The organism is Micromonospora pallida, assembly GCF_900090325.1.
In the GTDB taxonomy this organism is placed as follows: Bacteria; Actinomycetota; Actinomycetes; order Mycobacteriales; family Micromonosporaceae; genus Micromonospora; species Micromonospora pallida.
The window spans coordinates 2,493,128-2,518,528 of record NZ_FMHW01000002.1 but is presented as its reverse complement, the minus strand read 5'-3'; the positions used below and the strand labels follow the sequence as shown (position 1 = coordinate 2,518,528).

The window sequence follows — 25,401 nt, the reverse complement described above, 5'->3', positions numbered from 1 at the left end:
TCACGTACCGGTGGAGAACGAGGGAGCGAGATCGACCATGGCGGACGAAGAGAGGCTGCGCGAGTACCTGACGCGGGTCATCGCCGAGCTGCACCAGACCCGCCAACGGCTGCGCGAGGTCACCGCCGAGGAATCCGAGCCGGTGGCCATCGTGGCGATGAGTTGCCGCTACCCGGGTGGCATCGCCTCGCCGGAGGACCTGTGGTCGTTCGTCTCGGCCGGCGGGGACGCCATCGGCGAGTTCCCCACCGACCGGGGCTGGGACCTCGACCGGCTGCACCACCCCGACCCCGACAACCCCGGCACCTCGTACACCACCTCCGGTGGGTTCCTGTACGACGCCGGGCGGTTCGACGCCGCCCTGTTCGGCATCTCCCCGCGCGAGGCCCTGGCCATGGACCCGCAGCAGCGGCTGCTGCTGGAGGTCACCTGGGAACTGTTCGAGCGTGCCGGCATCGCCCCGCTCTCCCTGCGCGGCAGCCGCTCCGGCGTCTTCGTCGGCACCTCCGGCCAGGACTACGCCGCCGTGCTGCACCGTGCCCCCGGCGTCGAGGGGTACGTGCTCACCGGCACCGCCGCCAGCGTCGTCTCCGGCCGGCTCGCCTACACCTTCGGGCTGGAGGGGCCAACGGTCACCGTGGACACCGCCTGCTCCTCCTCGTCGGTCGCCCTGCACCTGGCCTGTCAGGCGCTGCGCCAGCGCGAGTGCGGACTCGCCCTGGCCGGCGGTGCCACCGTGCTGGCCACCCCCGGCCCGTTCGTCGAGTTCTCCCGGCAGCGCGGGCTGGCCGCGGACGGCCGGTGCAAGGCGTTCGCCGCCGCTGCCGACGGCACCGGCTGGTCCGAGGGCGTCGGCATGCTGCTGCTGGAACGCCTCAGCGACGCCCGCCGCAACGGCCACCCCGTCCTCGGGATCATCCGCAGCTCCGCGGTGAACCAGGACGGCGCGTCCAACGGGCTCACCGCCCCGAACGGCCCCGCCCAGCAACGGGTCATCCGGCAGGCGCTGGCCAGCGCGAAGCTCACCCCCGACCTGGTCGACGTGGTCGAGGCGCACGGCACCGGCACCACCCTCGGCGACCCGATCGAGGCACAGGCGCTGCTCGCCACGTACGGCCAGGAACGGGGCGACGCCGCGCCGCTGCTGCTCGGCTCGGTCAAGTCGAACATCGGCCACAGCCAGGCCGCCGCCGGCATCGCCGGCATCATCAAGATGGTCATGGCTATGCGGCACGGCACGGTGCCCGCCACCCTGCACGTGGACGAGCCCACCCCGCACGTCGACTGGGCGGCCGGCGCGGTCACCCTGGTCACCGCGCCGACCCCGTGGCCGGCCGTCGACCGGCCCCGCCGCGCCGCCGTCTCCTCGTTCGGCATGAGCGGCACCAACACCCACCTCATCCTCGAACAGCCCGATCCGGCCCCTGACAGGGCCGACCGGCCGGCCCTTCCCGTACCGGGCCCGGTGCTGCTCACCGGCCGTACCCGCGCCGCGCTGCGCCGTCAGGCCGAACGTTGGCACGGGCGGGTCGCCGCCGACGCCGACCTGCATCCGGCCGACGTCGCCTGGACCTCCGCGGTATCCCGGTCGTCCCTCGAACACCGCGCCGTCGTCCTCGCCGACGACCGGGACACCCTGCTGACCGCCCTGACCGCCCTCGCCGACGACCGGCCCGCCCCCGGCCTGTTCACCGGGGCTGCCGCCGACCGGGGAGCGGTCGCGTTCCTGTACTCCGGGCAGGGCGCCCAGCGCGCCGGTATGGGCCGGGAACTCGCCGAGGCGTACCCCGTCTTCGCGCAGGCCCTCGACGAGGTCTGTGCGCACCTCGACCCCCGGCTGCCCCGGCCGCTTAAGGAGGTGCTGTTCGCCCAGGCCGGCTCCGACGACGCGGCCCTGCTGGACCAGACCGTCTTCACCCAGGCCGGTCTCTTCGCCGTCGAGGTCGCCCTGCACCGGCTGCTCGGCTCCTGGGGCATCGCGCCCGACCTCGTCGCCGGGCACTCCATCGGCGAGGTCACCGCCGCCCACGTGGCCGGTGTGCTCACCCTCGAGGACGCCTGCGCCCTGGTCGCCGCCCGAGGGCGGCTCATGCAGGTCCTCCCCGCAGGCGGGGCCATGCTCGCCGTCGCCGCCCGCGAGGACGAGGTGGCCGAAGCCCTCGTCGGCCGTACGGACCGGGTCGGGATCGCCGCCGTCAACGGCCCCGCCTCCGTCGTCGTCTCCGGCGACGCGGCCACCATCGACGAGCTGGCAGACCGGTGGACCGGAGACGGGGTGAAGGTCCGCCGGCTCCGGGTCAGCCACGCCTTCCACAGCCCGCTCATGGAGCCTGCGCTCGCCGACTTCGCCGCCGTCGTCGCCGGCCTCGACCTGCATGCCCCCACCCTGCCCCTGGTGTCCAACCTGACCGGTGGGCTGGCCGACCCCACCGAGATCCGCACCCCGAACTACTGGGTGCGCCACCTCCGGGACGCCGTCCGCTTCGCCGACGGCGTCCGCGCCCTGCGTGCCCACGGGGCCGGCACCTTCGTCGAGATCGGCCCGGACGCCGTCCTCGCCGCCGCCACCGAGGAGACCCTCGCCACCGTCGAGACCGCCGCCGACGTCGCTCCGGCCGCGGTGGTGCCGCTGCTGCGCCGGGACCGCCCCGAACGCCGGGCCCTGCTCGGCGCGCTCGCCCGGCTGCACGTCGCCGGCACCACCGTCGGCTGGACCGACCTCGTCGCCGGCCGCCTCGTCGACCTGCCCACCTACCCGTTCGAGCGGCAGCACTACTGGGTGCCCGCCGAGGCCCCCGCCGAACCGGCGACCACCACGGCGACGGGCCTGCTCGACCGCCGCTTCTGGGAGGCCGTCGAACGCGGCGACCTCGACGCGCTGCGCGCCACCCTCGCCGTCGACGACCAGGCCGCCGCCGAGTCGCTGCGCACCCTGCTGCCCGTCCTCGCCGACTGGCGGCGGCAGCGGCAGGAGCACTCCCGGCTCGACGGTTGGCGGTACCGGGACGACTGGCAGGTCGCCGCCGAACCCACCCCCGGCCGGCTGACCGGCCGGTGGCTGCTCGCCGTCCCCGCCGACCTCGGCGACGACCCGGCCGTACAGGCCGTACACACCGCCCTCGCCGACGCCGGCGCCGACGTGGTGCCGCTGCCGGTCGCCCCCGACACCGACCGGACGGCCCTCGCCGGCGCCTTCGCCGGGACCGCAGCTGCCTTCGCCGGGGTGGTCTCCCTGCTCGCCTGGGAACCGCCGGCCACCGACGTCACCGTCCTGCCCGGCCTCGCCGCCACCCTCACCCTCACCCAGGCCCTCGGCGACGCCGACAGCATCGTCCCGCTCTGGCTGGTCACCCGAGGCGCGGTCGCCGCCGCCACCTACGACCGGCTCGCCGATCCCGCCCAGCACGCGGTCTGGGGCCTCGGCCGGGTGGTCAGCGTGGAGGCCCCGCACCGCTGGGGCGGCCTCGTCGACCTGCCGACCCAATCCGACGCCCGCGCCGCCTCCCGGCTCGCCGCCATCCTCACCGGCGCCACCGGCGAAGACCAGCTCGCGGTCCGCGGCTCCGGCATCTTCGCCCGCCGCCTCGTCCGAGCCGGACTCGGCGACCGCCCCCCGGTACGCCGCTTCGCCCCCACCGGCACCGCCCTGGTCACCGGCGGCACCGGCGGGCTCGGCGCCCGCGCCGCCCGCTGGCTCGCCGCGGCCGGGGCCGACCACGTCGTGCTGGTCAGCCGGCGCGGCCCCACCGCCCCCGGCGCCGCCGACCTGGAGGCGGAACTGACCGGTCTCGGCGCCCGGGTCACCGTCGCCGCCTGCGACGTCGCCGACCGGGACGCCGTCGCCGCCCTGATCCGCCGGATCGAGGCCGACGGCCCGCCGGTCCGCGTCGTCGTGCACGCCGCTGGCACCGCCCAGACCACCCCGTTGATGGCGGTCACCCCCGTCGAACTGGCCGAGGTGACCGCCGGGAAGACCGCCGGTGCGACCCACCTGCACGAACTGCTCGCTGACCGCGAGCTGGACGCCTTCGTCGTCTACTCGTCCATCGCCGCCACCTGGGGCAGTGCCGGCCAGGCCGGATACGCCGCCGGCAACGCCTACCTCGACGCACTGGTGCAGCAGCGCCGCGCCGACGGCCGGGCCGGCACCGCCGTCGCCTGGGGACCCTGGGCCGACGGCGGCATGCACGGCGCGGAGTCCGACCAGCAGCTACGCCGCCGTGGCGTGCCCGCGATGGACCCCACCGTCGCCATGAGCGCCCTGCGGCAGGCCCTCGACCACGACGACGTCACCCTCACCGTCGCCGACGTCGACTGGGCCCGCTTCGCCCCCGCGTACGCCTCCGCCCGGCGGCGACCGCTGCTCGAGGGCGTACCCGAGGCGAAAGCCGCCCTCGACGGCGGCACACCCGTCGACGACGGCGACGACGGACCTGCGGCGGACCTGCGCCGCCGGCTGGCCGGGCTCACGGGGGCCCGGCGGGAGGAGACCGTCGCGGACCTCGTCCGCGAGCTGGCCGCCGACGTCCTCGGCCACGACGGCGGTGCCGCCGCGATCCCGGTCGGCACCGCGTTCCGGGACCTCGGCTTCGACTCGCTGACCGCCGTGGAACTGCGCAACCGGCTCGTCGCCGTCACCGGGAAGGCGCTGCCCACCACCCTGGTCTTCGACCACCCCAACCCGGTCGTCCTGGCCCGCTTCCTGCTCACCGGTCTGCTCGGTGCCGGTGACGAGCCCGTACCGGCCGCCGTGGTCCCCGTCGCGGACGCCGACGACCCCGTCGCCATCGTCGGTATGGCCTGTCGCTACCCCGGCGGGATCGACGACCCCGACCAGTTGTGGCGGCTCGTCGCCGAGGGTGTCGACGCCATCGGTGACTTCCCCACCGACCGGGGCTGGGACCTCGACCGGCTCTTCGACCCCGACCCCGAGAAGCCCGGCACCTCCTACGCCGACAAGGGCGGATTCCTGCCCGAGGCGGCGTCGTTCGATGCGGGTTTCTTTGGGATCTCGCCGCGTGAGGCGGTGGCGATGGATCCGCAGCAGCGGTTGTTGTTGGAGGCGTCGTGGGAGGTGGTGGAGCGGGCAGGGGTTGATCCGGGGGGTTGCGGGGTTCGCGAACAGGGGTGTTCGTGGGGACGAATGGTCAGGACTATGGGGCCCTGTTGATGGTGTCCGGGGATGAGGTGGAGGGGTTCGCGGGGACGGGGAACGCGGCGAGTGTGGTGTCGGGTCGGGTGGCGTACGCGTTGGGGTTGGAGGGGCCGGCGGTGTCGGTGGACACGGCGTGTTCGTCGTCGTTGGTGGCGTTGCATCTTGCGGTGCAGGCGCTGCGGCGGGGCGAGTGCGACCTGGCCCTCGCCGGCGGCGTCCTGGTGATGGCCACCCCCGGCACCTTCGTCGAGTTCTCCCGGCAGCGTGGTCTGGCCGCGGACGGCCGGTGTAAGGCGTTCGCCGCGGCGGCTGATGGTACTGGTTGGGGTGAGGGTGTTGGTGTGTTGTTGGTGGAGCGGCTTTCCGATGCTCGCCGTAACGGTCACCGGGTCCTGGCGGTCGTGCGGGGGAGCGCGGTCAACCAGGATGGTGCGTCGAATGGTCTGACCGCCCCGAATGGTCCCTCGCAGCAGCGGGTGATCCGTGCCGCGCTCGCCAACGCGCGGCTGACTTCCGCCGACGTGGACGTGGTGGAGGCGCACGGCACGGGTACGACCCTGGGCGATCCGATCGAGGCGCAGGCGCTGCTCGCCACCTACGGCCAGGACCGGCCGGCCGAACGGCCACTGCTGCTCGGCTCGGTCAAGTCGAACATCGGGCACACCCAGGCCGCTTCGGGTGTCGCCGGTGTGATCAAGATGGTGCAGGCGATGCGGCACGGTCTCGTGCCGGCGACCCTGCACGTGGACGCCCCGTCCCCGCACATCGACTGGACCGCCGGAGCGGTCGCCCTCGTCACCGAGGCGCAGCCGTGGCCGGAGACGGGCCGGCCGCGCCGGGCGGCGGTGTCGTCGTTCGGCATGTCCGGCACCAACGCGCACGTGATCGTCGAGCAGGCTGAGGAGTTCGCCGACCCCCGTGACCTGTCCGGTGCCACCGGCCTGGCGGCCTCGGACACGACCGTCTGGCCGCTGTCGGCCCGGTCGAAGACCGCGCTGGTCAACCAGGCCGCCCGGCTGGCCCGGTACGTGCGTGAGCACGGAAACGTGGATTCGGCGGTGGTCGGCTGGTCCCTGGCGACCACCCGTACCGTCTTCGACCAGCGGGCCGCCGTCGTGGGCTCGCGCGTCGAGGATCTGCTGTCCGGCTTGGACGCGATCGCTGCCGGTCTGCCGGCGGGGAACGTGGTGGCCGGCACTGCCAGCAGTTCGTCTGCGGGTCCGGTGTTCGTGTTTCCGGGTCAGGGCGCGCAGTCGGCGGGGATGGCGTCGGGTCTGGTGGGTCGGGTTCCGGTGTTCGACGCGAAGCTCGCCGAATGTCAGCGTGCCCTCGCGCCGTTCCTGGACGTGGATCTGGTGTCGGTGCTCACGGGTGACGACGAGTCGTGGCTCGACCGGGTGGAGGTCGTCCAGCCGGTCCTGTGGGCGGTCGGTGTCGCCCTGGCTGCGGTCTGGGAGCACGTCGGTGTCAGCCCGGCGGTGGTGATCGGTCACTCGCAGGGTGAGATCGGCGCGGCCTGTGTTGCGGGCATCCTGAGCTTGGAGGATGCGGCGAAGACGGTGGCGTTGCGGTCGCGTGCTTTGGCGGTGTTGCGGGGTACGGGGGCGATGGCGTCGGTGGATCTGTCCGCCGGGGCTGTCGCGGAGCGGCTGTCGGCGTTCCCGGGTGTGGGTGTGGCGGCGGTGAACGGGCCGTCGACGGTGGTGGTGTCGGGTCCGCCGCAGCCGGTCGAGGATCTTGTCGCGGCGTGTCAGGCCGACGGCATCCGGGCGCGGTTGATTCCGGTGGACTACGCGTCGCATTCGTCGGCGGTGCAGGAGGTCGCCGAGCAGTTGCGCACGGATCTGGCCGACATCCGACCCCAGCAGGGTCACCTCCGTCTCGTCTCCACGCTGACCGGGCAGTGGGTGGAGCCGGAAAGCATGGGCGCCGGCTACTGGTACGAGAACCTGCGGCAGACGGTGTTGTTCGACCCGGCGGTCCGGGTGGCGGTCGAGGCGGGTCACAGCACGTTCGTGGAGATCTCTCCGCATCCGGTGTTGACGATGCCGGTCGCCGCGATCCTCGACGACGTGGGTGTCACCGGGCACTCCCTGGGGACGTTGCGGCGCGGTGAGGACGATCCGACGCGGCTGTTGACCAGCCTCGCCACCGCGTACACGATCGGCCTGCCCGTCGACCTGAAGCGGACCCTCACCGAGACCGAGACGGTCTCCCTGCCCACCTACGCCTTCGACCGGAACCGGTACTGGCTGGTGCCGCCCGCGCACCGGGTCCGCGACGTCGGCTCCGCCGGTCTCCAGGACGCCGGACACCCGCTGCTCAGCGCCGCGATCCCGGTCGCCGACGACCAGACGGTGGTGCTCACCGGCCGGCTGTCCGTGCGTACCCACCCGTGGCTCGCCGACCATGCCGTCGGCGGGGCGATGATCGTCCCTGGCACAGCCCTCGTCGACATGGTGGTCCGGGCCGGCGACGAGGTCGACGCCGGACAGATCGGCGACCTCACGCTGATCAGCCCGCTGGTGCTCGCGCCGGCCGGTGCCGTGCAGGTGCAGGTACGGGTCGGCGCGGCCGGAGGTACCGGCGAGCGGGCCGTCACCGTGCACTCTCGGCCCGAGGACGACGGCGACGCCGAGTGGACGCGGCACGCCGAGGGTCTGCTGCTGCCGCAGCTGCCCGCCCCACCCGTCGTGGCAGGGGAGTGGCCGCCGGCCGACGCCGTCGAGGTCGACATCGACCTGGACGCCTGGTACGCGCGGATGTCCGGCGGTGGCCTCGACTACGGCCCCGCCTTCCAAGGACTGCGCCGGGTGTGGCGCGGTGCCGACGAGGTGTACGCCGAGGTGGCCCTGCCCGACGAGGTAGCCGCCGACGCGTCCCGGTTCGGCCTGCATCCCGCCCTCTTCGACGCGGCGCTCCAGGCCAGCGGGGTCACCGCCCTGCTGGGCGACGGTGACACCGCCGGAACCGGCTGGATGCCGTTCGCGTTCCGCTCCGTCGGGTTGCACGCGCACGGGGCCACCCGACTGCGGGTGCGGCTGCGCCCGCTCGGCCCCGACACGGTCGCGGTCATCCTCACCGACACCGCCGGGCAGCCGGTCGCCACCGTGGAGTCGCTGACCTTCCGTCCGGTCGCCGCCGGGCGGACCGACGAGGCCGCCGCCCTGCGCCGTACCTCGCTGTTCCACCTGGACTGGACGCCGCTGGCGTCACCCGAAGCGTCACCCGACACCGTCCGCTGGGCGCTGCTCGGTACGGACACCCTCGGGCTCGCCGACGCGCTGACCGCCGCTGGGCAACCCGTGACCGTCCACGCCGACCTGGCGGCGCTGGTCACCGACATCGAGCGCTCCGGCGACGTACCGGACGTGGTGGTGGAGCAGCGGGCCGACGTCGACCCGGCGCGGGCCGGCGAGGCCGCGCACGACGCGGCCCGGGACGCCCTCGCGCTGGTGCAGGCATGGCTCGCCGAGGCCCGGCTGGAGCGGTCCCGACTGGTCCTGCACACCGTCGGTGCGGTCGGCGTGGCCCCCGGCGAGGCACCCCGCGACCTGGCCCGGGCCGCCCTGTGGGGGCTGGTCCGGTCGGCGCAGTCCGAGCACCCCGGCCGTTTCACGCTGCTCGACACCGATGCCTCCGCCGTCTCTCGCGCGGCCGTCCCGGCGGCCGTCGCCTCCGGTGAGCCGCAGCTCGCGGTCCGCGACGGCGCGGTGCTGGCCCCCCGGCTGGTCCGGGCCCGCGACGCCGGGGTGCTGCCGCTGCCCGGCGACGACGTGCCGTGGCGGCTTGACGTCACCGAGAAGGGCACCCTGGAAAACCTGGCCCTGCTGCCCTGCCCGGAGGTCACCGGGACGCTGCCGGCGGGCCAGATCCGGGTGGCGATGCGCGCTTCCGGCCTGAACTTCCGGGACGTGGTGTTGACCCTCGGCATGGTTCCCGACCAGGAGGTGCTGGGCAACGAGGGTGCCGGCGTGGTGCTCGACGTGGGGCCCGGGGTCACCGACGTGGCGCCCGGCGACCGGGTGATGGGCCTCTTCTCCGGCTCGTTCTCCTCGATCGCGGTCACCGACCACCGACTGGTCACCCGCATTCCCGACGGCTGGTCCTACGCGGAGGCCGCCGCCGTGCCCGTGGTCTTCCTCACCGCCTGGTACGGCCTGGTCGAGCTGGCCCGGCTGGGTGCCGGTGAGTCCGTGCTGGTGCACGCGGCGGCCGGTGGGGTCGGCATGGCCGCCGTGCAGATCGCCCGCCACCTCGGCGCCGAGGTCTACGGCACCGCCAGCCCCGGCAAGTGGCCGGCGCTGTGCGCCAACGGCTTCGACGACGCCCGCATCGCCTCCTCCCGCACCCTCGACTTCGTCGACGAGTTCCGCGACCGCACCGGCGGGCGCGGCGTCGACGTGGTGCTCAACGCGCTCAGCGGGGAGTTCGTCGACGCCTCGCTGCGGCTGCTGGCCCCCGGCGGTCGGTTCGTCGAGATGGGCAAGACCGACAAGCGGGACCCGCAGCGGGTCGCCGCCGACCACCCCGGCGTCAGCTACCAGGTCTTCGACCTCATCGAGGCCGGCCAGGACAGGATCGGCGGGATGCTCGCCGAGCTGATGCCGCTCTTCGCCACCGGCGCGCTGCGACCGCTGCCCCGGCGCGACTGGGACGTCCGGCGTGCCCCCGAGGCGTTCCGCTTCCTCAGCCAGGCCCGACACGTCGGCAAGCTCGCCCTGAGCATCCCGCAGGTGCCCCGGCTCGACGGCACCGTGCTGGTCACCGGTGCCACCGGCACCCTCGGCGCACTGCTCTGCCGGCACCTGGTCACCGCGCACGACGCCCGGCAGCTCCTTCTGGTCAGCCGACGCGGCCCGGACGCCGAGGGCGCCGACGTGCTGCTGGGCGACCTCAAGGCGCTCGGCGCGGACGTGTCGATCGTCGCCGCGGACCTGGCCGACCCGGAGGCCGTCGCCGACGTGCTGTCCATGGTGGACCGACGACACCCGCTGCGGGCCGTCGTGCACGCCGCCGGTGTCCTCGACGACGGCACCGTCGAGTCTCTCACCCCCGACCGGCTCGACGCGGTGCTGCGGCCAAAGGTCGACGCGGCCTGGAACCTGCACCGCGCCACGCTCGACCGCGAGCTGACGGCGTTCGTGCTCTTCTCCGCCGCCGCTGGTGTGTTCGGCGGGCCGGGGCAGGGCAACTACGCCGCCGGCAACGCGTTCCTCGACGCCCTCGCCGAACACCGGCGGGCCCTCGGGCTGCCGGCGGTCTCCCTCGCGTGGGGCCGGTGGGCGCAGGCCAGCGGCATGACCGGGCACCTCGACGCCGCCGACATCCGGCGGCTCGACCGGGGTGGCATGGCCGCCCTGTCCAACGACGAGGCCCTGGCCCTGTTCGACGCCGCCTGGCGGTCGGAGCGGGCGGTGCTGCTGCCCGCGAAGATCAGCACCGGGGTGGCCGCGCCCGGTGCGCCGGTCCACCCGCTGCTGGCCGGCCTGGTCCGCGCCGCCGGCCGCCGGACCGCCGTCGGCGAGACCACGGACCGGCAGGCGTACGCCGAGATGATCCGCGGCCTCTCCGAGGACAAGCGGGTACGTGCCCTGCGCGACCTGGTGCTGTCGCACGTGGCCGTCGTCCTCGGCCACGGCGACCCGTCGACGGTCGATCCGACCCGGGCCTTCCGGGAACTCGGCTTCGACTCGCTCACCGCGGTCGAGCTCCGCAACCGGCTCGGCGCGTCCACCGGACTGCGGCTGCCGGCGACGCTGGTCTTCGACAACCCCACCCCGACCGCGCTCGCCACGCACCTGGCCGGTCAGTTCGGCCCGGCCGAACCGGCGGACCGGTCGGTGGCGGTCGGGCGGGACCTCGACCGGCTGGAGGCGGCGCTCGCCGGCCTCGACCCGACCGACGACGCGTTCCGGCGGATCACCGACCGGCTGCACGGCCTGCTGGGCCGACTGACCGAGCTGCAGTCGGACGCGGACGGCGACGACGACCTCGAGTCGGCCACCGCCGAGAACATCTTCGACCTGATCGACCGCGAGCTGGAGACGTCGTGACCGCCAGCCGCAACGACCACGGCATGCCGAGTGAGGTGGGTCCACGGTGAGCAACGAGGACGAGAAGTACGTCGAGTACCTGAAGCGTACGACCTCGGAGCTGCGGCGCACCCGGCGGCGGCTGCGCGAGCTGGAGGCCCGGGACGCCGAGCCGATCGCCATCGTGGCGATGAGCTGCCGCTACCCGGGCGGGGTGGACAGCCCCGAGGCGCTGTGGCGGCTCGTCCACGAGGGCGGGGACGGCATCGGCCCGTTCCCCGCCGACCGGGGCTGGGACCTTGACCGGCTGTTCCACCCCGACCCGGACAACCCGGGCACCAGCTACGTCCGCGAGGGCGGCTTCGTCTACGACGCCGCGGCCTTCGACGCCGACCTGTTCGGCATCTCACCCCGTGAGGCCGTCGCGATGGACCCGCAGCAGCGGCTGCTGCTGGAGACGTCCTGGGAGGCATTCGAGCGGGCCGGCGTGCCGCTGCCGGCGGTGCGGGGCAGCCGTACCGGGGTGTTCGTCGGCGCGGCGTCGCACGGCTACGACGGCATCATGGCCCAGGCCGAGAACGGCGAGGGGCACCTGCTCACCGGCAACGCCACCAGTGTCATCTCCGGCCGGGTCGCGTACACCCTCGGCCTGGAGGGGCCGGCGGTCACCGTGGACACCGCCTGCTCGTCGTCCCTGGTCGCCATCCACCTCGCCGCGCAGGCCCTGCGCAACGGCGACTGCGAGCTGGCCCTCGCTGGTGGCGTGACGGTCATGCCCACCCCGGCGGTCTTCGTCGGCTTCTCCCGGCAGCGCGGGCTGGCCGTCGACGGCCGGTGCAAGGCGTTCGCCGCCGCCGCCGACGGCACCTCCTGGTCGGAGGGGATCGGCATGCTGCTGCTCGCCCGCCTCTCCGACGCCCAACGCCACGGGTACCCGGTCCTCGCCGTGGTCCGGGGCAGCGCGGTCAACCAGGACGGCGCGTCCAACGGCCTCAGCGCGCCGCACGGCCCCTCCCAGGTGCGCGTCATCCGGCAGGCCCTCGCCAACGCCCGGCTCACCCCCGACCAGGTCGACGTGGTCGAGGCGCACGGCACCGGCACCACCCTCGGCGACCCGATCGAGGCACAGGCGCTGCTCGCCACCTACGGCCAGGAACGCGGCGACGCCGCGCCGCTGCTGCTCGGCTCGGTCAAGTCGAACATCGGCCACACCCAGGCCGCCGCCGGCGTCGCCGGGGTGATCAAGATGGTGCAGGCGATCCGGCACGGAGTCGTCCCGCCCACCCTGCACGTCGACGCGCCGTCCCCGCACATCGACTGGGACGCCGGTGCGGTCGAGCTGGTCACCCAGGCCACGCCCTGGCCGGCGGCGGACCGGCCGCGCCGGGCGGCGGTGTCGTCGTTCGGTGTCTCCGGGACCAACGCGCACACCGTCATCGAGCAGGCCCCGACCCCGGAGGCCGACGAGCCCGAGGCGGGCCCGACCGCCGTCCGCCCGGTCGCCCCGGTGCTGCTCTCCGCCCGGTCGCAGGCCGCGCTCGCCGCCCAGGCCGGTCGTTGGGCGGCCTGGCTCGACGTGGACGCCGACCTGACCCCCCTGGACGTCGGCTTCGCGTCGGCGACGTCCCGGGCCGTGCTCGACCGGCGGGCGGTCGTGACCGCCAGTGGCCGTGACGACCTGCTCGCGGGGCTGCGCGCCCTCGCCGCCGGTGCGCCGGCCGGGAACGTCTTCGCCGGCCCGGGCACCCCTCGCAACCAGCTCGCGGTCCTCTTCTCCGGTCAGGGCGCGCAACGTGTCGGCATGGGTCGGGAGCTGTACGCGACCTTCCCGGTCTTCGCCGCCGCCCTGGACGAGGCGTGTGCCCACCTGGACCGGGCACTGCCGCAGCCGCTGAAGACGGTGCTCTTCGCCAAGGCGGGCACGCCGGGGGCGGACCTGCTCGACCAGACCGTGTTCACCCAGGCCGGCCTGTTCGCCGTGGAGGTGGCGCTGTTCCGCCTCATCGAGTCGTTCGGAATCGTGCCGGACGTCGTGGGCGGTCACTCGGTCGGCGAGATCGTCGCCGCGCACGTGGCCGGTGTGCTTTCCCTGGAGCACGCGTGTGCGCTGGTCGCCGTGCGTGGCCGGTTGATGCAGGCACTGCCGACCGGTGGCGGCATGCTCGCCGTCAACGCAACGGAGGCGGACGTCCGGTCGACCCTGGACGGACGCACCGACCGGGTCGACGTCGCCGCGGTCAACGGCCCGACCTCCGTCGTGGTCTCCGGCGACACCGCGACGCTGGACGAGATCGAGCGCCTCTGGCGGGACCGGGGCGTGCGCACCCGCCGGCTCGCCGTCAGCCACGCGTTCCACAGCCCGCTGATGGAACCGATGCTGGCGAAGTTCCGGGCGGTGGCGCAGAAGCTGACCTTCACCGCGCCGATGCTGCCCGTGGTGTCGAACCTGACCGGCGCGCTCGCCGACGCCGACGAGATCCGTACGCCCGAGTACTGGGTGCGGCACGTTCGGGGGGCGGTCCGGTACGCCGACGGGGTGACCGCGCTGCGCGCCGCCGGGGTGGACACGTTCCTGGAGATCGGCCCGCAGAGCGTCCTGACCGCGATGACCGCCGACACCCTCCCCGGCGACGACGGCGTGCTGGCCGTGGCGGCGCAGCGTCGGGACCGACCCGAGGCCGCCGCCCTGCTCGCCGCTCTCGGTGAGTTGCACGTCCATGGTGTCCCCGTCACCTGGGGACCGTGGTTCGCCGACACCGGCGCCCGGCGGGTGGACCTGCCCACGTACGCCTTCCAGCACCAGCGGTACTGGCCCGAGGCCGGTGTCGTCGCCGCCCAGGCTGCCCCCGCCGACGACACCGAGGGCGGCTTCTGGGCCGCCGTGGAACGCGGTGACCTGACCGGGGTGGCGTCCCACCTCGCCGTGCAGGACGACCCGGCAGCTGTCGAGGCTCTCGCCCCGGCCGTACCGGTCCTGTCGTCGTGGCGACGTGCCCGGCTGCGCGACGTCACGCTGGACGGTTGGTCGTACCGGATCGACTGGGAGCCCGTCCGTCCCGCCCCCGTAGCGGCCCTGACCGGCCGCTGGCTCGTCGTCACCACCGACACCGGCACCGCCGACCTGGCCGCGGTCCTGACCGGCGCGGGTGCGCGGGTGGACACCCTCGAGGTGCCGGCGGGCACCCGACGGGACGACCTGGCCGAGGCGCTGCGGCAGTACGGTGAGCAGGGCTGGACCGGCGTGCTCTGCGCGTTGCCCGAACGCGACGAGCCGCTGCCGGACGCCCTCGCCGTACCCGCCGGAACGGCGCTGCTGCTCACCCTCGCCCAGGCGCTCGCCGACACCGGTCAGTCCGGCCGGTTGTGGTGCCTCACCCGGGGCGCGGTCTCGGTCGGCGGCGGCGAGAGCATCGCCGACCCGTCGTCGGCGGTGGCCTGGGGGCTCGGCCGGGTGGTCGCCCTGGAACAGCCGGACCGCTGGGGCGGGCTGGTCGACCTGCCGGCTCGCGCCGACCGGAACACCGGGGAGGCGTTGCTCGCCGTCCTGGCCGACGCCGGGCACGACCAGGTGGCGATTCGCTCGCACGGTGTCTTCGGTCGTCGTCTGGTGCCGGCCGTGTCGTCGGTGGGGTCGGGGTGGCGGCCGTCGGGAACGGTGCTGGTCACCGGTGGTACCGGTGCGTTGGGTCGTCGGGTGGCTCGTTGGTTGTTGGCCAACGGTGCCGCCGAGGTGGTGCTCGTCTCCCGGCGTGGCCCCGACGCCCCGGGCGCGGCGGAGCTGGTGGATGAACTGAACGGCCAGGGAATCGTCCGGCTGGTGGCCTGTGACGTGGCCGATGCTGATTCGGTCACCGCCCTGGTCGCCGGGCTGCCGGCGCTGACCGCCGTCGTGCACACCGCCGGAGTCGTCGACGACGGCGTCCTCGACGGCCTCGACCACGCCCGCATGCAGGTCGTCCTCGACGGCAAGGTCCGCGCCGCCCGGGTGCTGCACGACGCCACCGCCGGCCGGGACCTCGACGCGTTCGTACTCTTCTCCTCGCTCGCCGGTGTGGTCGGCAGCGCGGGCCAGGGCAACTACGCGGCGGCCAACGCATACCTCGACGCGTTCGCGGCGTGGCGACGCGGCCAGGGTCTGCCCGCCACCGCCCTCGCCTGGGGTGCGTGGGCGGAGGACGGCATGGCCACCGCCACCGCCGCCCTGACCGCCCGTCTCACCCGGGGCGGCATCACCCCGATGCCCGCCGACCAGGCGGTCACCGCGCTCGGCCGGCTGGTCAACGCCGCCGAACCCGCCGTCGTCGTCGCCGACGTCGACTGGGGGCGCCTCGCCGCGTCCTGGGGTCGACCGACGCCGTTGATCGCCGCCCTGCCCGGGGTGCCCGCCGTCTCCGCCACCCCGGTCCGCGCCACCGTCGTCGGGCGGTCCCTGCCGCAGCTCGCCGACCTGGTCCGCACCCAGGCTGCCGTGGTCCTCGGCTACCCGGCCGGGCAGCCGCTGCCCGACCGCACCTTCCGCGACCTCGGCTTCGACTCGCTCACCGCCGTCGAGCTGCGCAACCGGCTGACCGCCGAGACGGGCATGCCCCTGCCCGCCACTCTCGTCTTCGACCACCCCACCGTCGCCGAACTCGCCGTCCACCTGCACGGCCTCACCGTCGGTCAGACCACCGGGGAGGTCGTCGCCGCCGGCAGCGGACTGCACCGCGAGCCCATCGCCATCGTCGCGATGAGCTGCCGCTTCCCCGGGGGGTGTCCTCGCCGGAACAGCTGTGGGACATGGTCGTCAACGGCACCGACGCGATGACGTTGATGCCCGCCGAGCGTGGCTGGAACGTCGCCGAGCTGTACCACCCCGATCCGGAGCACCTCGGCACCAGCTACGTCCGGGAGGGTGGTTTCGTCGCCGGGGCCGGCGAGTTCGACCCGGCGTTCTTCGGCATCAGCCCTCGCGAGGCCCTTGCCATGGATCCGCAGCAGCGGCTGCTGCTCGAGGCCACCTGGGAGGCGTTCGAGCGGGTCCGGATCGACCCGACCGCCCTGCGGGGCAGCCGCACCGGCGTGTACGTCGGCACCAACGGCCAGGACTACGGCTCCCTGCTGATGGCCGCCGGGGACGTCGACGAGAACTACCTCGCCACCGGCACCTCCGCCAGCGTCATCTCCGGCCGGTTGGCGTACTCGTTCGGGCTGCACGGCCCGGCGGTCACCGTCGACACGGCCTGCTCCTCGTCGCTGGTCGCCCTGCACCTCGCCGCGCAGGCCCTCCAGGCCGGCGAATGTGACCTGGCCCTGGCCGGTGGGGCCACCGTGATGGCCACCCCCGGCATCTTCGTCGGTTTCTCCCGCCAGCGGGGCCTCGCCATCGACGGCCGGTGCAAGCCGTTCGCCGGGGCCGCCGACGGCACCGGCTGGGGTGAGGGCGTCGGCCTGCTGGTGCTCCAACGGCTCTCCGACGCCCGCCGCGACGGGAACCCCGTCCTCGCCGTCGTGCGGGGCAGCGCGGTCAACCAGGACGGAGCGTCCAACGGGCTCACCGCCCCCAACGGCCCCGCCCAGCAGCGGGTCATCCGGCAGGCCCTGGCCAACGCCCGGCTCACCCCCGGGCAGGTCGACGCCGTGGAGGCGCACGGCACCGGCACCACCCTCGGCGACCCGATCGAGGCGCAGGCGCTGCTTGCCACGTACGGGCAGGACCGCGCGGCCGACCAGCCGCTCTGGCTCGGGTCGATCAAGTCGAACATCGGCCACACCCAGGCCGCCGCCGGCGTCGCGGGCGTGATCAAGATGGTCATGGCGATGCGCCACGGGACGCTGCCGCCCAGCCTGCACGTCGACGAGCCCACCCCGCACGTCGACTGGTCGGCCGGGAACGTCGCGCTGCTCACCGAGGCCCGCCCGTGGGAGCCCGTCGACGGCCTCCGCCGTGCCGGAGTCTCCTCCTTCGGCATCAGCGGCACCAACGTCCACACCATCCTCGAACAGGTCGTCGACGAGGAACCCGCCGCACCGGCCGCCGAGGGGCCGGCCGGGGAACTGCCCTGGGTGCTCTCCGGGCGTACCCCCGCCGCTCTCGCCGCCCGCGCCCGCGACCTGCGCGCCCACCTCGACACCGTCGCCGACGCCGTACTGCCCGCCGTCGGCTGGTCCCTGGTCGCCACCCGGGCCGCCCACGACCACCGGGCCGTCGTCTTCGCCGCCGACCGGGACGGCCTGGCCGCCGCGCTGGACGGGCTCGCCGACAGTCGGCCCACCCCGGAGACCGTCACCCGGGCCGCGGGTACGCCCGGCGAGGTGGCGTTCGTCTTCCCCGGTCAGGGCTCCCAGTGGGTCGGCATGGCCGCCGAGCTGCTCGACACCGCGCCCGTCTTCGCCGACACGTTCGCCACCTGTGCCGAGGCACTGCGCCCGTACGTCGACTGGTCCCTGGCCGACGTGGTGCGCGGGGCACCCGACGCCCCCTCCCTGGACCGGGTCGACGTGGTCCAGCCCGCCCTGTTCGCCGTCGGCGTCTCCCTCGCCGCGCTCTGGCAGTCGTACGGCGTCCGTCCGGCAGCCGTCATCGGCCACTCCCAGGGCGAGATCGCCGCCGCGTACGTCGCCGGCGCGCTCACCCTCGACGACGCGGCGGCCGTGGTCGCCCTGCGCAGCCGGATCATCCGGGGCATCGCCGGGGACGGCGGCATGGTCTCCGTCGCCACCACCGCCGACGAGGCCACCGCGACGATCGAGCGGTGGGACGGCCGGCTCGCCCTCGCCGCCGTCAACGGCCCCACCGCCGTCGTCGTCTCCGGCGACGCCGCCGCCCTCGACGAACTCGTCGCCCACTACGAGTGCCGCGACGTGCGGGTCCGTCGAATCCCCGTCGACTACGCCTCCCACTCCGCCCACGTCGAGCCGCTGCGCGACCAGCTCCGGGAACTGCTCGCCGGGCTGCGCCCCCGCACCAGCGAGATCCGCTTCTGGTCCACCGTGGACGGCGACTGGCTCGACACCGTCGGTCTCGACGCCGACTACTGGTACCGCAACCTGCGGCAGACCGTCCGCTTCGACCACGCCGTCCGTAGCCTCACCACCGCCGGGTACCACACCTTCATCGAGGTCAGCGCCCACCCGGTGCTCACCATGGCCGTGCAGGAGAGCGTCGAACTGGCCGCCGCCGACCCGGGTGCGGTCACCGTCACCGGGACGCTGCGCCGCGCCGAGGGCGGCCTCGACCGGTTCCATCGGGCCGTCGCCGAGGTCCACACCGGCGGTACGGCCGTCGACTGGCGGCCGGCCTTCGCCGGCCAGCCCGTCCACCGCCGTGACCTGCCCACCTACCCCTTCCAACGGCAGCTCTACTGGCCGCAGCCCGCCGCCGCTCCAGCCGTCGTCGCCAGCGGACCCGGCGAGCACGACGAGGTGGACGCCCGCTTCTGGGCCGCCGTCGAGGCCGAGGACCTCACCGCGCTCACCGCCGAACTCGCCGACACCGCCGAGGTGCCCGAGGCGGCCGTCGCCGACCTGCTGCCCGTCCTCGCCGCCTGGCGACGCCGACACCGCGACCAGGCCACCATCGACTCCTGGCGGTATCGCGACGCCTGGCTGCCCGTCGTCGGCGACAGCGTCGCCGCGCCAGCCCTGACCGGTACGTGGTGGCTGGTCACCGGCCCGGACGACACCGGCGCCGGGCAGGTCGCGTTCGCCCGGGACGCGCTGGAACGGCACGGCGCCACCGTCGTACCCCTCGCCCTGGACACCGAGCGGACGGACCGGGACGCCCTCGCGGCCCGGCTGCGTGACCTCGCCATCACCCACCCGGCCATCGGCGTCGTCTCCCTGCTCGCCCTCGACGAGACCCCCGTACCAACCCACCGGCATGTGCCGGTCGGCTTCGCCGGCACCGTCACCCTCACCCAGGCACTCGGCGACGCCGGGGTGCGCGCCCCGATCTGGGCACTGACCCGGGGTGCCGTCTCCACCGACTCCGCCGACCCGTTGCCGCATCCCGGCCAGCACCTCACCTGGGGTTTCGGTCGGGTCGCCGCCCTGGAACACCCGGACCGCTGGGGCGGCCTCGTCGACCTGCCCGGGGCCCTGGACGACACCGCCGGCCGACGCCTCGCCGCCGTCCTTGCCGGCACCGACGGGGAGGACCAGGTGGCGCTGCGCGCCGCCGGGACGTTCGGCCGCCGGCTGCTGCGCGCCCCGCTCGACGACACCCCCGCCGTCCGCACCTGGCGGCCCTCCGGCACCGCCCTGGTCACCGGCGGCACCGGCGCGCTCGGCGGGCACATGGCCCGTTGGCTGGCCGCCAACGGCGCGTCCCACCTGGTGCTGCTCAGCCGGCGCGGCCGGCAGGCCGACGGTATCGCCGAGCTGGAGGCGGAGCTGACCGGTCTCGGCGCCCGGGTCACGGTGGCCGCCTGCGACGCTGCCGACCGGGACGCGCTCGCCGCCGTGATCGCCGACCTGCCCGCCGAGCACCCGCTGACCGCCGTCGTACATACCGCCGCCGTCCTCGACGACTCGGTGATCAGCGCGCTCACCCTCGACCAGGTCGACTTCGCGCTGGGCGCCAAGGTCACCGCCGCGGTCAACCTGCACGACCTGACCCGCGCCCACGACCTCGACGCGTTCGTCCTGTTCTCCTCGATGGCCGGCACTGTCGGCAGCTCCGGTGTCGGCAACTACGCCCCCGGCAACGCGTACCTCAACGCCCTCGCCGAGCACCGGCGCGGCCTCGGCCTGCCGGCCACCTCGATCGGCTGGGGCGCCTGGGGCGGCGGCGGCATGGCCGAGGGCGAGTTCGGGCAGATGCTGCACCGCCACGGCGCACCGGAGATGCATCCCCGGCTCGCAGTCGCCGCGCTGCACCAGGCCGTCGAGCACGACGAGACGTTCCTGACCATCTCCCACATCGCCTGGGACCGGTTCTACGTCGCGTTCACCGCCACCCGCCCCGGTCCGCTGATCGCCGAGATCCCCGAGGCCCAGCAACTCAAGGCCACCAAGGGACTCGCCGAGGTCGCCGAAGCCGACGAGCACGACCCGGCCACCGCGTTCACCCGGATGAGCGCCGCCGAGCGCCAGCAGGCACTGCTGGACCTGGTCCGCGACCAGGCCGCCGCCGTCCTGAAGTACGACGGCGGCCACGCCGTCGACCCGCACCACGCGTTCCGGGACCTCGGTTTCGACTCGGTGACCGCAGTGGAGTTGCGTAACCGGCTCGCCACCGCCACCGGGCTGCGGCTACCGGTCACCCTGGTCTTCGACTACCCGACCGCGACCGTGCTCGCCCGGCACCTGTACCAGGAGCTGGGCGGTGGGGCGGCGGCGGTCGCCGAGACCACCACCGTGACCCTCGACGACGACGAACCGGTCGCCATCGTCGCCGTGTCCTGCCGGTTCCCCGGCGGGGCCAACGACCCCGAACGGTTCTGGGAACTACTGCACGCCGGCCGGGACGCCGTGTCCGACCTGCCCGGTGACCGGGGCTGGGACATCGACCGTCTGTACGACCCCGACCCCTATTCCGCCGGCACCTCCTACGTCCGCACCGGGGCCTTCCTGTACGAGGCGGCGTCGTTCGATGCGGGTTTCTTTGGGATCTCGCCGCGTGAGGCGGTGGCGATGGATCCGCAGCAGCGGTTGTTGTTGGAGGCGTCGTGGGAGGTGGTGGAGCGGGCAGGGGTTGATCCGGGGGGGTTGCGGGGTTCGCGAACAGGGGTGTTCGTGGGGACGAATGGTCAGGACTATGGGGCCCTGTTGATGGTGTCCGGGGATGAGGTGGAGGGGTTCGCGGGGACGGGGAACGCGGCGAGTGTGGTGTCGGGTCGGGTGGCGTACGCGTTGGGGTTGGAGGGGCCGGCGGTGTCGGTGGACACGGCGTGTTCGTCGTCGTTGGTGGCGTTGCATCTTGCGGTGCAGGCGCTGCGGCGGGGCGAGTGCGACCTGGCTCTGGCCGGCGGTGTGACGATCATGGCCACCCCCGGGCTGTTCGTCGAGTTCTCCCGGCAGCGTGGTCTGGCCGCGGATGGGCGGTGTAAGGCGTTCGCCGCGGCGGCTGATGGTACTGGTTGGGGTGAGGGTGTTGGTGTGTTGTTGGTGGAGCGGCTTTCCGATGCTCGCCGTAACGGTCACCGGGTGCTCGCCGTGGTGCGTGGGTCGGCCGTCAACCAGGATGGTGCGTCGAATGGTCTGACCGCCCCGAATGGTCCGTCGCAGCAGCGGGTGATCCGGCAGGCCCTCGCGTCGGCCCGGTTGTCGGCGGCGGACGTGGACGTGGTGGAGGCGCACGGCACGGGTACGACCCTGGGCGATCCGATCGAGGCGCAGGCGCTGCTCGCCACCTACGGCCAGGACCGCGACGAGCCGCTGCTGCTCGGCTCGGTCAAGTCGAACATCGGGCACACGCAGGCCGCCGCCGGCGTTGCCGGGATTATCAAGATGGTGCTGGCCATGCAGGAGGGCGTCGTCCCGGCGACCCTGCATGTGGACGCCCCGTCGCCGCACATCGACTGGTCGGCCGGCTCGGTGGAGTTGGTGACGCAGGCGCGGCCGTGGCCGGAGACGGGCCGGCCGCGCCGGGCGGCGGTGTCGTCGTTCGGCATCTCCGGCACGAACGCGCACGTGATCATCGAGCAGGTCAACGAGCCGGTGGGCGAGGAGCCCGTCGTGGCCACCGAGCCGGTGTCGGGACTGATCGCCTCGGACGTGACGGTGTGGCCGGTCTCCGCCCGTTCGGGGGCGGCCCTCACCGGTCAGGCCGCCAGGCTGGCCCGGTACGTGCGTGAGCACGGGGACGTGGATCCGGCGGTGGTCGGCTGGTCGTTGCTGTCCACTCGGTCGACGTTCGATCAGCGCGCGGTGGTCGTCGGTTCGGGTGTCGAGGACCTTCTCGCGGGTCTGGACGCGGTGGCGGCAGGTGCTCCGGCGGGGACCGTCGTCTCGGGTGCCGTGTCGGGTCACGGTGCGGGTCCGGTGTTCGTGTTTCCGGGGCAGGGTGCGCAGTCAGCGGGGATGGCGGCTGGTCTGGTCGGCCAGGTTCCGGTGTTCGATGCCCGGCTGGCGGAGTGTCAGCGTGCCCTCGCGCCGTTCCTGGACGTGGATCTGGTGTCGGTGCTCACGGGTGACGACGAGTCGTGGCTCGACCGGGTGGAGGTCGTCCAGCCGGTCCTGTGGGCGGTCGGTGTCGCCCTGGCTGCGGTCTGGGAGCACGTCGGTGTCACTCCGGCGGTGGTGATCGGTCACTCGCAGGGCGAGATCGGCGCCGCCTGTGTTGCGGGCATCCTGAGCTTGGAGGATGCGGCGAAGACGGTGGCGTTGCGGTCGCGTGCTCTGGCGGTGTTGCGGGGTACGGGGGCGATGGCGTCGGTGGATCTGTCCGCCGGGGCTGTCGCGGAGCGGCTGTCGGCGTTCCCGGGTGTGGGTGTGGCGGCGGTGAACGGGCCGTCGACGGTGGTGGTGTCGGGTCCGCCGCAGCCGGTCGAGGACCTTGTCGCGGCGTGTCAGGCCGACGGCATCCGGGCGCGGATCATTCCGGTGGACTACGCGTCGCACTCTCCGGCGGTGCAGGAGGTCGCCGAACGGTTGCGCACGGACCTGGCCGATGTCACCCCCCGGGCGGGGCATGTCCGGCTGGTGTCCACGTTGACGGGGACGTGGGTGGAGCCGGAGTCGATGGGTGCCGGTTACTGGTATGAGAACCTGCGGCAGACGGTGTTGTTCGACCCGGCGGTCCGGGTGGCGGTCGAGGCGGGTCACAGCACGTTCGTGGAGATTTCCCCGCATCCGGTGTTGACGATGCCGGTGACCGGGATTCTCGACGACGCGGGTGTCAGCGGACACGTCCTGGGCACGTTGCGGCGGGGTGAGGACGACCCCACGCGGTTGTTGACCAGCCTCGCCACCGCCCACACGATCGGCCTGCCCGTCGACCTGAAGCGGATCCTCACCGAGACGACGACCATCGACCTGCCCACCTATGCCTTTGACCGGAGCCGGTACTGGCCGACCCGGGCCGTCCAGGAGGGCGGCGAGGCGGCCCCGAGCGGCGTCGACTCCGCCTTCTGGGCAGCCGTCGAGCGGGAGGACCTCGCCGCGCTCGCCGAACTCACCGCCCAGGACGCCGCCGACTCCCTGGAACGGCTCGGCGCGGCCCTGCCGGTGCTCGCCTCCTGGCGGCGGCAGCAGCGCGACCGGTCCGCCCTGGACGACCTGCGCTACCGGAGCGTCTGGCAGCCGTACACCAGCACTCCGGTCAGCTTCCTGCCCGGCGCCTGGTGGGTCGTCGCCGACGAACGCCACCCGGCCGAGGGAGAGGCGGCAGTCGCCGAACTGACCCGCCGGGGCGCCGATGTCCACCTGCTGCTGCTCCCCGAGGCCCTCGTCGACCGCAGCGCCGTCGCCGCGCACCTGGCCGCCGCGACTCGCGCCGCCGACGGAACACCGGTCCCGGTCGACGGGGTGCTGTCGCTGCTCGCCCTCGCCGACGGCGCCGTCGACGACACCCAGCCGGTGCCGCCGTTCCTCGCCCGGTCCCTCGCCCTGGTCCAGGCCCTCGGTGACCTCGACGTGGCTGCACCATTGTGGTGCGTCACCCGGGGTGCCGCCGGCACCACGCGGGGCGGGACGGTGCACCGGCCGGAGCAGGCGCTGCTCTGGGGTCTCGGCCGGGTCGTCGCCCTGGAACATCCCGAGCGCTGGGGCGGCGTGGTCGACGTACCGGCCACCCTCGACGACCACGGCTGGGACCTGCTCTGCGCCGCCCTCGCCGGGATCGACGGCGAGGACCAGATCGCCGTCGACGGGGCCACCATCCTGGTCCGCCGGCTGGTCCGGGCGCCGGGCGGTGCCCCCGCCGCCGCCGACGACGCCCCCGACCACGGGGGCACGACGTTGATCACCGGCGGCACCGGGGCCATCGGCACGCAGGTGGCCCGCTGGCTGGCTGCCCGGGGGGCCGAGCACCTGCTGCTGGTCAGCCGCCGGGGACCGGACGCACCCGGCACCGACGACCTGGTCCGGGAACTCACCGACGCCGGTACCCGGGTCACCGTCGCGGCCTGCGACGTGGCGGACCGGGCGGCGCTGGCGAAGCTCCTCGACCAGGTTCCCGCCGACCTGCCGCTGACCGGTGTCGTGCACGTCGCGGGCGTCCTCGACGACGGCATGCTCGACGGCCTCACCGGCGACCGGCTCGCCACCGTCCTGCGGCCCAAGGTGCTCGGCGCGCTGCACCTGCACGAGCTGACCGCCGCCCGGGACCTGCGTACGTTCGTGCTCTTCTCGGCGATGGCGGGCCAGCTCGGAGCCGCCGGGCAGGGCAGCTACGCCGCAGCCAACGCGTACCTCGACGCGCTGGCCGAGCAGCGGCACCGGCAGGGCCTGCCGGCCACCTCGATCGCCTGGGGACCCTGGGCGGCCGGGGGGATGGCGTCCACCGACCCGGCCGTCGAGGAGCGCCGCCGCCGCACCGGCATCACCCGCCTGGACACCGGGCTCGCGCTCACCGTCCTGGCCGGGTGCGTCGCCGGCCGCGAGCCGGTCACCCTGGTCGCCGGCATCGACTGGGCCCGGTACGCCTCGGGGTTCGTCGCCGTCCGGCGCAGCCCGCTGCTCTCCGGCGTCGCCGAGGCGCAGCAGGCGGCGGAGGCGGACGCGGCGGGCCCGGACGCGCAGTCCCTCACCGCGCTCCTCGCCGGGCAGACCGACGCCGAGCGGCGCAAGACCCTGCTGGACCTGGTACGCGGCCAGGCCGCCGCCGTGCTCGGGCATGCCTCGATGGACGCCGTCGGACCCGACCGCGCCTTCCGCGAGCTGGGCTTCGACTCGCTGACCGCAGTGGAGCTGCGTAACCGGCTCGGCGCAGCGGGCGGCGTCCGGCTACCCGCCACGGTCGTCTTCGACTACCCGACCGCCACCGCCCTCGCCGACTACATCCGGGCGGCGATCGTGGACGGGGGAGTGGTCGGTGTCGCGCCGGTCTTCGGTGAACTGGACAGGTTGGAAGCGGCGCTCTCCGGCTCGGCACCGGACCGCAGCGCCCGAATTCGGATCACCGAGCGGCTGCGGGCGATGCTGGCCACCCTGCACGAGGCCGACGCCCCGGCGGGTGGTGGCGGGGAGACCGTCGCCGAGAAGCTCCAGGACGCCACCCCCGACGAGGTCTTCGACTTCATCGACCGGGAGTTGGGGGTGTCCTGACGTGATCGCTGCTGGATCGAC

2 protein-coding genes and 1 pseudogene are annotated in these 25,401 nt (G+C 74.3%); all 3 read left to right on the top strand.

What is annotated here, in order from left to right; all coding sequences use genetic code 11:
* The first annotated feature begins 10 nt into the window (after window positions 1-10).
* The 3 genes and pseudogenes from GA0074692_RS36685 (at window position 11) to GA0074692_RS10590 (ending at window position 25,380) form a co-directional block, all read left to right on the top strand.
* Window positions 11-11,211, top strand: a pseudogene (locus GA0074692_RS36685) (type I polyketide synthase).
* A 46-nt stretch (window positions 11,212-11,257) separates the two neighbouring features.
* Window positions 11,258-15,997: a type I polyketide synthase gene (locus GA0074692_RS36465; protein WP_281198832.1), complete on the top strand. Its 4,740-nt coding sequence runs from the start codon at window positions 11,258-11,260 to the stop codon at window positions 15,995-15,997.
* Window positions 15,970-25,380: a type I polyketide synthase gene (locus GA0074692_RS10590; protein ID WP_281198831.1), complete on the top strand. Its 9,411-nt coding sequence runs from the start codon at window positions 15,970-15,972 to the stop codon at window positions 25,378-25,380. Before GA0074692_RS36465 ends, GA0074692_RS10590 begins: the two co-directional genes overlap by 28 nt.
* Window positions 25,381-25,401 lie beyond the last annotated feature (21 nt).